At 42.8% G+C, this 13,617-nt stretch carries 11 protein-coding genes, 2 rRNA genes and 1 riboswitch; of the genes, 1 reads left to right on the top strand and 12 read right to left on the bottom strand.

Translation table 11 applies throughout. The features are described 5' to 3' along the window. Window positions 1-30: 30 nt before the first annotated feature. The 10 genes from purF to MKX78_RS02870 all read right to left on the bottom strand — a co-directional run bounded on the left by purF (window position 31) and on the right by MKX78_RS02870 (window position 9,367). Window positions 31-1,443: an amidophosphoribosyltransferase gene (gene purF / locus MKX78_RS02915; protein ID WP_095370719.1), complete on the bottom strand. Its 1,413-nt coding sequence runs from the start codon at window positions 1,441-1,443 to the stop codon at window positions 31-33. Then, entirely contained in the window at window positions 1,428-3,644 is a 2,217-nt protein-coding gene (gene purL / locus MKX78_RS02910) for a phosphoribosylformylglycinamidine synthase subunit PurL (RefSeq protein WP_341049697.1), read from the bottom strand. Before purL ends, purF begins: the two co-directional genes overlap by 16 nt. Continuing rightward, window positions 3,628-4,314, bottom strand: a complete 687-nt coding sequence (gene purQ / locus MKX78_RS02905; RefSeq protein ID WP_341049695.1) for a phosphoribosylformylglycinamidine synthase subunit PurQ — start codon at window positions 4,312-4,314, stop codon at window positions 3,628-3,630. Before purQ ends, purL begins: the two co-directional genes overlap by 17 nt. Then, window positions 4,311-4,565: a phosphoribosylformylglycinamidine synthase subunit PurS gene (gene purS / locus MKX78_RS02900; RefSeq protein ID WP_095370721.1), complete on the bottom strand. Its 255-nt coding sequence runs from the start codon at window positions 4,563-4,565 to the stop codon at window positions 4,311-4,313. Before purS ends, purQ begins: the two co-directional genes overlap by 4 nt. Beyond that, window positions 4,558-5,277 carry a phosphoribosylaminoimidazolesuccinocarboxamide synthase gene (gene purC, locus MKX78_RS02895; RefSeq protein WP_322910218.1) on the bottom strand — a complete coding sequence of 240 codons (720 nt, stop codon included), beginning with the start codon at window positions 5,275-5,277 and terminating at the stop codon, window positions 4,558-4,560. The genes purS and purC overlap by 8 nt, the downstream gene beginning before the upstream one ends. Window positions 5,278-5,369: 92 nt before the next feature. Continuing rightward, window positions 5,370-6,662, bottom strand: coding sequence for an adenylosuccinate lyase (gene purB, locus MKX78_RS02890; protein ID WP_095370723.1), 1,293 nt, complete (start codon window positions 6,660-6,662; stop codon window positions 5,370-5,372). A 3-nt stretch (window positions 6,663-6,665) separates the two neighbouring features. Continuing rightward, the gene (gene purK, locus MKX78_RS02885; RefSeq protein WP_180317049.1) at window positions 6,666-7,820 is read right to left on the bottom strand and encodes a 5-(carboxyamino)imidazole ribonucleotide synthase; all 1,155 of its coding nucleotides are present in this window, start codon (window positions 7,818-7,820) and stop codon (window positions 6,666-6,668) included. Next, complete coding sequence (gene purE, locus MKX78_RS02880; RefSeq protein WP_341049693.1) at window positions 7,807-8,295, bottom strand: 5-(carboxyamino)imidazole ribonucleotide mutase; 489 nt, start codon at window positions 8,293-8,295, stop codon at window positions 7,807-7,809. Before purE ends, purK begins: the two co-directional genes overlap by 14 nt. A gap of 142 nt (window positions 8,296-8,437) precedes the next feature. Further along, window positions 8,438-8,539, bottom strand: a riboswitch (purine riboswitch). A 94-nt stretch (window positions 8,540-8,633) separates the two neighbouring features. Further along, entirely contained in the window at window positions 8,634-8,828 is a 195-nt protein-coding gene (locus tag MKX78_RS02875) for an NETI motif-containing protein (RefSeq protein WP_251163305.1), read from the bottom strand. Then, window positions 8,825-9,367, bottom strand: coding sequence for a DUF2179 domain-containing protein (locus MKX78_RS02870; protein ID WP_095370725.1), 543 nt, complete (start codon window positions 9,365-9,367; stop codon window positions 8,825-8,827). The genes MKX78_RS02875 and MKX78_RS02870 overlap by 4 nt, the downstream gene beginning before the upstream one ends. Before the next feature lie 193 nt (window positions 9,368-9,560). Here MKX78_RS02870 and MKX78_RS02865 point away from each other — a divergent pair, with 193 nt between their 5' ends. Then, complete coding sequence (locus tag MKX78_RS02865; RefSeq protein WP_095370726.1) at window positions 9,561-10,049, top strand: hypothetical protein; 489 nt, start codon at window positions 9,561-9,563, stop codon at window positions 10,047-10,049. A gap of 77 nt (window positions 10,050-10,126) precedes the next feature. Here the strand turns inward: MKX78_RS02865 and rrf are convergent. Both rrf and MKX78_RS02855 read right to left on the bottom strand, forming a co-directional pair. Further along, window positions 10,127-10,243 (bottom strand): 5S ribosomal RNA (rrf, locus tag MKX78_RS02860). Between the two features lie 232 nt (window positions 10,244-10,475). Then, window positions 10,476-13,408 (bottom strand): 23S ribosomal RNA (locus tag MKX78_RS02855). Between the last annotated feature and the right edge of the window lie 209 nt (window positions 13,409-13,617).

The raw sequence follows: 13,617 nt of genomic DNA, 5'->3' as shown, positions 1-13,617 counted from the left end.
AAGTAGCAAACCATGTTGCTACTTTATTATTTATACTTTTTCGTACGGATGTAGCGTGCTTGGATAGATCTCCGTTGGATACTTCCCTGTGAAGCAAGCTAAGCAAAGACCTCTTGTCTCGCCTTCTTCTTCTCTTCCAATGGCATCGATCATCCCTTTTGGACTTAAAAAAGTAAGTGTATCAGCACCAATAATTTCGCGAATATCTTCTACAGAACGATCAGAAGCAATTAATTCTTCTTTTGTTGAAGTATCAATGCCATAGAAGCATGGGTTTTTGATCGGTGGCGAGCTGATGATTACATGTACTTCAGTCGCGCCTGCTTCTTTTAACATCGTCACAATACGGCGGCTCGTTGTTCCACGTACAATGGAGTCATCCACCATGACAACTCGTTTCCCTTCAACAACACCTCTTACAGGTGATAGCTTCATCTTCACTCCTTGTTCCCGCAATGACTGTGATGGTTGGATAAATGTCCGACCAACATACTTATTCTTAATGAGACCCATCTCATAAGGAATCCCTGTTGCTTCAGCATAACCAATGGCTACGGAAATACTTGAATCAGGTACACCAGTTACGACATCTGCCTCAATCGGAACTTCTACTGCAAGCTGCTTCCCTAAATTTTTTCGCGCTGTATGGACATTGATGCCATTAATATTGCTATCTGGTCGGGAGAAATACACATATTCCATCGCACACATAGATATATTTGAAGCCATTGCGAACATTTCAGAACGGAACCCATTATCATCAATGACTAATAACTCTCCAGGTAATACATCACGAACAAACTCAGCTCCGACAATATCGAAAGCACATGTTTCGGAAGCAATTACATAAGCATCCCCAATTTTGCCTAGAGATAGAGGACGGAGACCATTCGGATCAACCGCAACCATCATTTCATTTTCAGTCATAATTAAGAAAGCATAAGCGCCTTTTACCATGGACAAGGCATTCTTCACACGCTCTTTATGAGAAGATACACCGCCTCGTTTAATTAAATGAGCTAATACCTCGGTATCTGAACTCGTTTGAAAAATACTTCCCTGTGCTTCTAGTTGATATTTAAGGGCTGTAGCATTCGTTAAATTTCCATTGTGACATAGAGCTAGACCACCATTTTGTGATTGGAATAAAAGTGGTTGCACATTCTCATAGCCCCCGCCACCTGCAGTAGCGTACCTGACATGACCAATTGCTGAAGTTCCTTTTAGTTCTTGAATAGCATCTTGAGAGAAAACCTCAGTGACGAGGCCCTCTCCTTTTACACCCTTCAACTTATCTCCATCTGTTACAACAATACCTGTACCTTCTTGACCACGATGCTGAAGGCTATGCAATCCGTAATAAGTAATCTGTGCTGCTTCCGGATGACCCCAAATACCAAAGACACCACATTCCTCATTTAAACCTTTTATTTCTGCAAGCATGCTGGTATAGCTCCCTTCCACGCCTTATTTAGCACTTCTGTTTGCTCTTTGATTACAAGTTCGTCGTTTACAGTAATTTCAAGTGCTTGCTCATTTGTTACTTCACCAATGAGTGTAGCATTTGTTAATTGTTCAAATGCTTCTTTGTTCTCCTTCTTCACACTTAGAAGGAATCTAGATTGAGATTCACTGAACAATTGTGTTGTCGCTTCACCAGTTAACTTAAGTTTTGCACCTAATTGATTCGCAAATAAACTCTCAGCTACTGCCACTGCTAACCCACCTTCTGCAAGATCATGTGCAGATGATAGTAACCCTTGGTGAATAGCTATTAAGACTTTTTCTTGATTGGCTGCTTCTACTGTTAAATCGATTGCTGGTGCTTGCCCGAAGATTTTTTTGTAGCTTAGCTTCTGTAGTTCACTGCCACCAAATTCCGCTCTCGTATCACCTAATAAATAAATCAGGTCGCCTGCTTGTTTGAAGTCTTGTGTTGTCACATGCTCAATATCCTCCACTAGACCAACCATCCCGATAACTGGCGTAGGATAAATCGCTGTGCCGTTTGTTTCGTTATATAATGAAACATTACCACCAATGACCGGCGTATTTAATGTACGACAAGCTTCACTGATGCCATCAGCAGATTTTTGAATTTGCCAGAAGATTTCTGGCTTTTCCGGATTACCGAAGTTTAAGTTGTCCGTAATTGCTAACGGCGCGCCACCAGAACAAACGATATTACGTGCTGCTTCAGCTACAGCTATTTTTCCGCCTACTTCAGGATCTAAATACATATAGCGTGAATTACAATCCGTAGTCATCGCTAGTCCTTTTTTCGTTCCACGGATACGGATAACTGCGGCATCAGACCCTGGAGCTACGACTGTATTGGTTCTTACCATATAATCATATTGGTCATATACCCACTCTTTACTAGCGATCGTTGGTTGTTGTAATAATGACAGTAGAGTTCCTCCATGATCATCAACTGCGGGAATATCATTTTCCATCGCCTGGAATTCACGGTAATAAGCTGGTTCTTTGGAAGGCTTATGGTATACAGGTGCTTCTTCTGCTAGTGCATCTGTTGGTACATCTGCCACTACTTCGCCTTTATGAATCAAACGTAGTTGTTTATCATCAGTCACACGGCCGATTGCCACTGCTTCTAAATCATATTTGGAGAAAAGGTCAACAATTTCTTGCTCTCTTCCTTTCGTCACTACAATTAACATTCTTTCTTGTGACTCCGATAACATCATTTCATAAGCAGTCATTCCTGTTTCGCGTTGTGGAACTAAGTCTAGGTTCATTTCTATCCCTGAACCAGCTTTACTTGCCATCTCTGCAGATGAACTCGTTAATCCTGCCGCGCCCATATCTTGAATCCCTACTAATGCGTCAGATTTTACAAGTTCAAGGCATGCTTCTAATAGCAACTTCTCCATAAATGGATCACCTACTTGAACAGCCGGACGATTCTCCTCTGATTGATCCGTTAATTCTTCAGAAGCAAAAGTAGCACCGTGAATGCCATCGCGACCAGTTTTGGCTCCCACATACATGACTGTGTTACCTACCCCATGCGCTTGCCCTTTTTTAATATCTTTATGATCAATTAAGCCGACACACATCGCATTAACAAGTGGATTCCCTTCATAGGAAGCGTCAAATTGCACTTCTCCACCGACTGTTGGAATGCCTATGCAATTACCATATCCAGCAATCCCCGCTACTACTTCTTCAAAAAGGTAGCGAACACGAGGAGTATCCAATTCTCCAAAGCGTAAAGAGTTGAGGAGTGCAACAGGTCTTGCGCCCATCGAGAATACATCGCGGATAATACCGCCCACACCCGTTGCTGCCCCCTGATAAGGTTCGATCGCAGATGGGTGATTATGGCTTTCAATCTTGAATACAACAGCCTGTTCATCTCCTATATCAACAATTCCGGCACCTTCTCCTGGACCTTGCAACACATGCTCGCCTTTTGTAGGGAACTTACTTAATACAGGCTTAGAGTTTTTGTAGCTACAATGTTCTGACCACATAACAGAGAAAAGTCCGATTTCAGTATAGTTAGGTAGGCGACCTAAAATCTTTTCAACCATTGCAAATTCGTCATCTGACAAACCCATTTCCTTATAGACTTGTTGTTCTTTTAGTTGTTCTGGACTTGGTTCAAGCATTAACGACATGTGATTCCCTCCATTGTTTCACAATTGATTGAAAAACTTTTAACCCATCAGCGCCACCTATTAGCTCATCTACCGCTCTCTCAGGGTGGGGCATCATGCCAAGCACATTGCCCGCTTTATTCGTAATACCAGCAATATTACTTAAGCTACCATTCGGGTTGGCATCATGGTAAGTAAAAACAATTTGATTGTTTTCTTTTAAACTAGCAAGTGTCACTTCATCACAATAGTAGTTTCCTTCACCATGAGCTACTGGTATGGTAATCACTTCATCTTGTTCATATCCTTGCGAGAACATTGTTTGATTGTTTTCGACTTTTAATTGAACTGGACGACAAATGAATTTTAAGCTTTCATTTCTTCTCATCGCCCCTGGCAGTAAGCCTGCTTCTAGTAAAATTTGAAAACCGTTGCAGACGCCTAATACCGGTTTCCCTGCCTCAGCCGCTTTAATCACTTCCTTCATCACGTGACTAAATCGTGCAATGGCTCCACTTCGCAAATAATCACCGTATGAAAATCCTCCCGGTAATAGAATGCCATCAAAACCATCTAAGCTTTTTTCATCGTGCCAAACATATTCCACATCACAGCCCAGCTCATCTTTTACTGCATGATACATGTCAATATCACAGTTCGATCCTGGAAAAACAATCACAGCAAACTTCACTGAGCAACAGCCTCCTCGATTTCAAAACGATAATCTTCAATCACGACATTCGCAAGTAATCTTTCACACATTTCTTTTACTACTTCTTCAACAGGACGCTCTGACTTTTCAATCGAAAGCTCCAAGTATTTTCCGATGCGCACATCTGACACTTCGTTGTAATTCATGGAATGCAAGGAGTGCTTAACAGCATTTCCTTGTGGATCTAATACGCTCTCTCTTAATGTGACGAACACCTTTACTTTATACATGAAGTTTTCCTCCCAGTCTGGATAAAATATTTTCATAAGCATCTGTTAAATTGCCAAGGTCGCGACGAAAAACATCTTTGTCGAGCTTTTCATTCGTTTTTAAATCCCAAAAGCGGCATGTATCAGGTGAAATTTCATCTGCTAACAGAATAGCACCTGATGCATCCTTACCGAATTCCAATTTAAAATCGACGAGGCGGATGCCCAACTCTTTAAAAAATTGTGATAATACTTCATTTACTTTCAATGCTTTTTCTTTTAAAAATGCGACTTCTTCTTCGGTTGCTAAATCCATGATTTCTATATGGTCCTCTGTTAATAATGGATCACCTAAATCATCGTCCTTATAATAAAATTCGACAATTGGTCTTGTTAATGGTTTTCCTTCTTCCACGCCAAGCCTTTTTGCAAAGCTGCCTGCTGAAGTATTTCTCACAACAGTTTCTAATGGAATGATGTCCACTTTCTTTACAAGTTGCTCATTCGGAGAAATTTGCTTCACAAAATGAGAATCAATACCAAGCTCCTTTAGTTTTGAAAATAGCAAGCTAGTAATCTCATTATTTAAACGGCCCTTGCCGTCAATACTTGCTTTCTTCTCTCCATTAAAAGCAGTAGCAGCATCTTTGTATTCTAGCCAAACGATAGATGCATCATCTGTGTTGTAAACCCTTTTTGCTTTTCCTTCATAAACAAGTGAACCTTTTTGCATGACTTGCGCCTCCCAATCATGAAAATTAGCAATATTCTTACTAGGTGAAATGAATGGGGAGAGGAGGAAAAACTTCTTCTCCCCATTATTTTTTATAAACCTAAACGATTAAAGATCGTATCTACATGCTTCAAATGGTGATGATAATCGAAGCAATCATCTATCTCTTCTTTTGTTAAAAGGGAAGTGATCTTTTCATCTTGATCAATTAAGCTGCGGAATGGTACTTGTTTTTCCCATGATTCCATTGCTTTTGGTTGAACAGTATCATACGCTTCTTCACGCACAAGGCCTTTATCAATCAATGCGAGCAATACACGTTGAGAATAAATAAGCCCTAACGTACGATCCATATTTCGTTTCATATTCTCAGGATATACCGTTAAGTTCTTCACAATATTGCCAAAGCGGTTAAGCATATAATTCAATGCAATCGTTGCATCTGGTAAAATCACGCGCTCCGCTGAAGAGTGAGAAATATCACGCTCATGCCACAATGACACATTTTCATACGCGGTCATCATATAACCACGAATGACTCTTGCCATCCCTGTCATATTCTCTGATCCAATCGGATTACGCTTATGAGGCATGGCTGAAGAACCTTTTTGTCCTTTTGCAAAGAATTCTTCCACTTCACGTGTTTCACTCTTTTGCAGGCCCCGTATCTCTGTGGCAAACTTCTCGATGGACGTAGCAATTAATGCAATCGTGCTCATATAATGTGCATGACGATCACGTTGTAGTGTTTGTGTAGAAATAGGTGCTGGCTGAATACCAAGCTTTTCACAAACATATTGTTCAACAAATGGATCGATGTTCGCATACGTACCGACAGCGCCGGAAATTTTACCGAACTCAACGCCAGCAGCCGCCTCTTTAAAGCGTGCCAAGTTACGTTTCATCTCTTCATACCATAATGCCATTTTCAAACCAAAAGTAGTCGGCTCCGCATGCACACCATGTGTACGTCCCATCATTACTGTGTTTTTATGCTCTTGTGCTTTTACTTTAAGAATTTCTACAAAACGCTCGAGGTCTTTTAGTAAGATATCATTTGCTTGCTTTACTATATATGAAAGTGCAGTATCGACAACATCTGTAGAAGTAAGGCCATAATGGACCCATTTACGTTCTTCACCGAGTGTTTCGGAAACGGCACGTGTAAAGGCAACGACATCATGTCTTGTTTCTTCTTCTATTTCTTTAATTCGCTCAATGTCAAATGAAGCTTTTTCACGGATTTTAGCTACATCCTCTTTAGGAATATCTCCAAGCTCAGCCCAGGCTTCGCAAGCAAGAATCTCCACTTCCAACCAAGCTTGGAAACGGTTCTGTTCTGTCCAAATAGCTCCCATCTCTGGGCGAGTATAACGATCAATCATGATTTATCCTCCGATCTTTTCTGCAGCAATTTGCCATATGTCACTTTGTTCTACTTCACGTAAAGCTTCCTCTACATTGTCGCGAAGCAATGTCACATGACCCATTTTTCGTTTAAACTTCGCTTCTGCTTTCCCGTATAAATGAACCTTCCAATCCGTTACCGTAGGAATGGACCGAATAAGAGGTTCAACATGCTCTCCTAATATATTGACCATTACAGCTGGTTTTAGTAATTCTGTATTTGCTAATGGCCAATTACAAACTGCACGAATATGCTGTTCGAATTGTGAAGTTTCACATGCTTCAATAGAGTAGTGACCAGAATTATGCGGCCTTGGGGCTAGTTCGTTAATATAGATCTCATCATTTTCTCCAAGGAACATTTCCACCGCAAGTGTACCAACTAGCTCAAAATCATCGGCAATTTTTTTCGCCTCTTCTAAGGCCGTTTGAGAAGCTAATTTGGAAATTCTCGCCGGTACAATCGTTTGATGTAGAATATTATCTTTATGAACATTTTCCCCAACTGGCAAGAAAGCTGTTTCACCATTGGGATTCCTGAAAACAATCACTGAGATTTCTTTTTGAAAAGGAATGAACTTCTCTAAGACGCATGCACCATGATTTAATAATTCTTTCGCCTTTTCTATGTCAGCTTCGTTATGAATTACATATTGTCCCTTGCCATCGTATCCACCTCTTGCTGTTTTTAAAACAGCAGGAAAGCCAAGCGCTTCTATATTAGCATAAATATCTTCCGTTGCGTGAATCTCTGCGTACGGGGCAACAGTCGCACCTGCTTTTGTGATCGCTACCTTCTCTTTTATACGATCCTGTGTCTGTGATAATACATGTGAACCTTGAGGCACATAAGCATTCTCACAAAGCCAATCAAGCGCCTCAGCACTAATATTTTCAAATTCATATGTCACAATATCACTTATAGATGCTAATTGTTTTATTGCATTCATATCATCATAAGCTGAAACAATCTTCACATCAGCCACTTGACCACATGGGGAATCTTCCGTGGGATCCAGTACAGCTATGCGAAAACCATTCGCTTTGGCCGATAATGCCATCATGCGACCTAGCTGCCCTCCACCAATTATGCCGATTGTTTGACCAGGTAGTATGGTTTGTTTAGACAAGATCATCACTACTTTCTAACACTTGTTGTTTTGTTCTTTCTCGCCTATCTTCTAACCGTTTAGCAATTTCCTCATCAAAGGCGCTTAAGATTTGTCCTGCCAGTAACCCTGCATTTGTTGCCCCTGCTTTACCAATAGCAACTGTAGCAACTGGGACACCGCCAGGCATTTGTACAATGGATAATAAGGAATCTATCCCGTTTAACGCTTTAGATTGAACTGGGACACCAATGACTGGTAGCGTTGTTTTAGCGGCTACCATGCCAGGTAAGTGTGCGGCACCCCCTGCTCCTGCAATAATGACTTTGATTCCTTTAGCTCTTGCATTTTCTGCATAATCAAACATCAAATCAGGCGTTCTATGTGCAGATACGACTTTTTTTTCATAACCGACTTCAAGCTCATCTAAAATGTCACAAGTATGTTTCATCGTTTCCCAATCTGATGTACTACCCATGATGACGGCAACTTCGATTTTCATCCTTCTCCTCCATTCCTTTTTGTCCAAAAAATGAAAAAGCCCAGATAGAATCCTCGCTCTAATCTAAGAGAGAAAGATTCTGTCTGAGCCATTCATTCATAAATTGAAATGTTATGAATTTAGAGACACTAGTCCCTTGGACAAACAAGAAGCTTTCCCTCATAGTCCGAGTATTTACGGTTCCCGGGTAGAGACTCATGGGCCATATTCCCATTATTATATGAGGGGTTAAAATGTTGTTAGGTTTTCTTTCAATTTCATCTTAACAACTTCCGAATTGTCCGTCAATGATAATCTCGAACGATTAAAGAAGTCAGAAAATTAATGTTCGTGTTTTGCTACAAAAGTTGTCCTTCAAAGACTATTTTTTGCCCTGCAGGTTCATATTCTGTCTTCCCATTTTTCTTCATTTCTTTAAAGTACGGTTTTTCCATTCTTCTTATTGGAAAATACCCTTCTTGCTTCATGCGATCTAAGCATTGATCAATGGTTTCATTTTCCAACACTTCAAATTTCTTTTTCTTTTGACTCACTTAAATAACTTACCTTTCTTAACAGATTTAACCCAGAAGCCACCATATATCGTTTTTGGTTCATAAGCAATGATGAAGGCCTTCGGATCAAGTGTTTTAATCGTATCATACAGCTTTAATTCATACTTTCTTGGAGTTAAGATTTGCAGTGCCATACGGTCCCCTTCAAGCCCATTCGCAGCCCAAGACGTTACACCATATCCTTTGGCCCGTAAATCCTTTGGCAAATCTTTATCATACTCCTTCGTTATTACATTAACAGTAATATAGCCAAGTGCAAGCTTTTCTTCAATTTTCATCCCAACAATGACGCCTATACCATACCCGACTGCATAGGCGATAATGTTCTGTATCTGGTCTAAATTATCTAACACTAAGCCTAAACCAATGACATAAATAACAATTTCAATCATACTAATAAATGCTGCCTGGTAACGCTGCCCTTTTAATGTTAATATCATACGAATCGTAAAAAAGGACACATACACAATATTAATAACCAAAATAATCGTTACCATTACAAGGCCATTCTCTAACATTTTAACACTCCTATCTCACTTCAAACCTTCTTATTACCTTTATACCCAAACTTTCAAGGTTAAATGACTACTTTCCTGTTCGATTCCCCAAATTTCCTAAATTAAACGCTTGAAACAATGTACCATCTACATAAAAAAGAATACTCTGTTATACAGGATGTATGCCTAATGATCGGAAAAGAGGTGGAGAGAGATGGTCTTTTGGTATCCATTTTACGCACATCATGCAAATTTCCAAACTGAAGGCGAAGGGGTTCGTGAAAGTGAGAGACTGGCATTACTAGGCGGCGCTCTCTCTGCAATTGGGAGCATAATCGTTGTCATTGGTCTTTTTGATCAACTAGAAGAAGATGAAGAAGGCATAACTGAATCGGAAAGTGAAGGAATACTTAGTTTAGAGTCATTTAGGTTAGCCTTACTTGGAAGTATTATTGTAGCTGCCGGAGAAAGTATCGGAACAGCATCCATTATAAAAGGGATTAGAGAAGATGAAATTATCTCTCGCGAAGAAGCAAGGGAAAAGAATATAGCAAAAACCAATATGACAAATATACAAACACAACTCCAATATATGCAAGAAGAGTTGAACCAACTAAAGAACATTACATCAACCCTACAACAAGAAAACTATCTAATGCGGACAGAATTATATCACTTTTATCGGTATTTACAGATTAAATAGAAAAAGCTTGTAATCTTATAGAGACCTAGTAAATAACCACAAAAAAAGAGCACATAAATGATGTGCTCTTTTATCTTGCCCGGCAACGTCCTACTCTCACAAGGGGACAGCCCCTAACTACCATCGGCGCTGAGAAGCTTAACTTCCGTGTTCGGTATGGGAACGGGTGTGACCTTCTCGCTATCGCCACCGGACTATGAAATTGTAAGGGAATCGCTCCCTCAAAACTAGGTAATGTTGAAGAAGATATTTATGAGTAATCGCCTGAATGCGTTGCTGATGCGACTACTTACGTAGTGCTGTCTAGCTGCGGCGGCTAGGAGCTCGAGGTCATAAGCCAAATTTGTCATGAGGTTAAAGGACAACCTCCTGTCAAATTCGTCTTATGCTTGTCGCTCCTGGACGAGCCGCCTTCGCATTTCGTTTTTGGTTAAGTCCTCGATCGATTAGTATTAGTCAGCTACATGTGTCGCCACACTTCCACCTCTAACCTATCAACCTGATCATCTTTCAGGGATCTTACTAGCTTGCGCTATGGGAAATCTCATCTCGAGGGGGGCTTCATGCTTAGATGCTTTCAGCACTTATCCCTTCCGCACATAGCTACCCAGCGATGCCTTTGGCAAGACAACTGGTACACCAGCGGTGCGTCCATCCCGGTCCTCTCGTACTAAGGACAGCTCCTCTCAAATTTCCTGCGCCCACGACGGATAGGGACCGAACTGTCTCACGACGTTCTGAACCCAGCTCGCGTACCGCTTTAATGGGCGAACAGCCCAACCCTTGGGACCGACTACAGCCCCAGGATGCGATGAGCCGACATCGAGGTGCCAAACCTCCCCGTCGATGTGGACTCTTGGGGGAGATAAGCCTGTTATCCCCGGGGTAGCTTTTATCCGTTGAGCGATGGCCCTTCCATGCGGAACCACCGGATCACTAAGCCCGACTTTCGTCCCTGCTCGACTTGTAGGTCTCGCAGTCAAGCTCCCTTGTGCCTTTACACTCTACGAATGATTTCCAACCATTCTGAGGGAACCTTTGGGCGCCTCCGTTACTCTTTAGGAGGCGACCGCCCCAGTCAAACTGCCCACCTGACACTGTCTCCCATCCCGATAAGGGATGTGGGTTAGAATTTCAATACAGCCAGGGTAGTATCCCACCGACGCCTCCACCGAAGCTAGCGCTCCGGCTTCTAAGGCTCCTACCTATCCTGTACAAGCTGTACCAAAATTCAATATCAGGCTACAGTAAAGCTCCACGGGGTCTTTCCGTCCTGTCGCGGGTAACCTGCATCTTCACAGGTACTATAATTTCACCGAGTCTCTCGTTGAGACAGTGCCCAGATCGTTACGCCTTTCGTGCGGGTCGGAACTTACCCGACAAGGAATTTCGCTACCTTAGGACCGTTATAGTTACGGCCGCCGTTTACTGGGGCTTCGATTCAAAGCTTCGCGTGAGCTAACCTCTCCTCTTAACCTTCCAGCACCGGGCAGGCGTCAGCCCCTATACTTCGCCTTGCGGCTTCGCAGAGACCTGTGTTTTTGCTAAACAGTCGCCTGGGCCTATTCACTGCGGCTCATCAAGGCTTTAACACCCTAATGAGCACCCCTTCTCCCGAAGTTACGGGGTCATTTTGCCGAGTTCCTTAACGAGAGTTCTCTCGCTCACCTTAGGATTCTCTCCTCGCCTACCTGTGTCGGTTTGCGGTACGGGCACCTTATTCCTCGCTAGAGGCTTTTCTTGGCAGTGTGGAATCAAGAACTTCGGTACTAAATTTCCCTCGCTATCACAGCTCAAGGTATGTGACCATGGGATTTGCCTCATGGTCCCTCTAACTGCTTAGACGCACATCCAATAGTGCGCTTACCCTATCCTCCTGCGTCCCCCCATCACTCAAACAGAATACGGTGGTACAGGAATATCAACCTGTTGTCCATCGCCTACGCTTTTCAGCCTCGGCTTAGGTCCCGACTAACCCTGAGCGGACGAGCCTTCCTCAGGAAACCTTAGGCATTCGGTGGATGGGATTCTCACCCATCTTTCGCTACTCATACCGGCATTCTCACTTCTAAGCGCTCCACCAGTCCTTACGGTCTAGCTTCAACGCCCTTAGAACGCTCTCCTACCACTGAACATCAACGATGTTCAATCCACAGCTTCGGTGATACGTTTAGCCCCGGTACATTTTCGGCGCGGAGTCACTCGACCAGTGAGCTATTACGCACTCTTTAAATGGTGGCTGCTTCTAAGCCAACATCCTGGTTGTCTAAGCAACTCCACATCCTTTTCCACTTAACGTATACTTTGGGACCTTAGCTGGTGGTCTGGGCTGTTTCCCTCTTGACTACGGATCTTATCACTCGCAGTCTGACTCCCATGGATAAATCTTTGGCATTCGGAGTTTGTCTGAATTCGGTAACCCGATGAGGGCCCCTAGTCCAAACAGTGCTCTACCTCCAAGATTCTTACGCATGAGGCTAGCCCTAAAGCTATTTCGGAGAGAACCAGCTATCTCCAAGTTCGATTGGAATTTCTCCGCTACCCACACCTCATCCCCGCACTTTTCAACGTACGTGGGTTCGGGCCTCCATCCAGTGTTACCTGGACTTCACCCTGGACATGGGTAGATCACCTGGTTTCGGGTCTACGACCACATACTCATTCGCCCTATTCAGACTCGCTTTCGCTACGGCTCCGTCTGTCCAACTTAACCTCGCATGTAATCGTAACTCGCCGGTTCATTCTACAAAAGGCACGCTATCACCCATTAACGGGCTCTAACTACTTGTAGGCACACGGTTTCAGGATCTCTTTCACTCCCCTTCCGGGGTGCTTTTCACCTTTCCCTCACGGTACTGGTTCACTATCGGTCACTAGGGAGTATTTAGCCTTGGGAGATGGTCCTCCCTGCTTCCGACGGGATTTCTCGTGTCCCGCCGTACTCAGGATCCACTCTGGAGGGAACGAAGTTTCAACTACAGGGCTTTTACCTCCTATGGCGGGCCTTTCCAGACCTCTTCGTCTATCTCGTTCCTTTGTAACTCCGTATAGAATGTCCTACAACCCCAAGAGGCAAGCCTCTTGGTTTGGGCTAATCCCGTTTCGCTCGCCGCTACTCAGGGAATCGCGTTTGCTTTCTCTTCCTCCGGGTACTTAGATGTTTCAGTTCCCCGGGTCTGCCTTCCATACCCTATGTATTCAGGTATGGATCCTATCCCATAACGGATAGGGGGTTTCCCCATTCGGAAATCTCCGGATCAAAGCTTACTTACAGCTCCCCGAAGCATATCGGTGTTAGTCCCGTCCTTCATCGGCTCCTAGTGCCAAGGCATTCACCGTGCGCCCTTATTAACTTAACCATATGTTTGGGTTGCTTTCGCTTCCCTCACGGTTGTGTGTTTTAAAAAAGTTTAGTATCTCTACTCTATTATATAGAGAGAAAATAACTAAGGTGGCGATTACTCGGTAATCTTCTTCATTACATTATCTAGTTTTCAAAGAACGATTGATGAATGGTAAGCTTTGGTATTCTCGTCAGCTTACGCTTCCTTGAATCCTTCGCTACTTT

The organism is Cytobacillus sp. FSL R5-0569 (assembly GCF_038007265.1).
Classification (GTDB): domain Bacteria; phylum Bacillota; class Bacilli; order Bacillales; family Cytobacillaceae; genus Cytobacillus; species Cytobacillus kochii.
The sequence above is the reverse complement of the archived record's forward strand: the minus strand, read 5'-3'. Positions and strand labels throughout refer to the sequence as shown.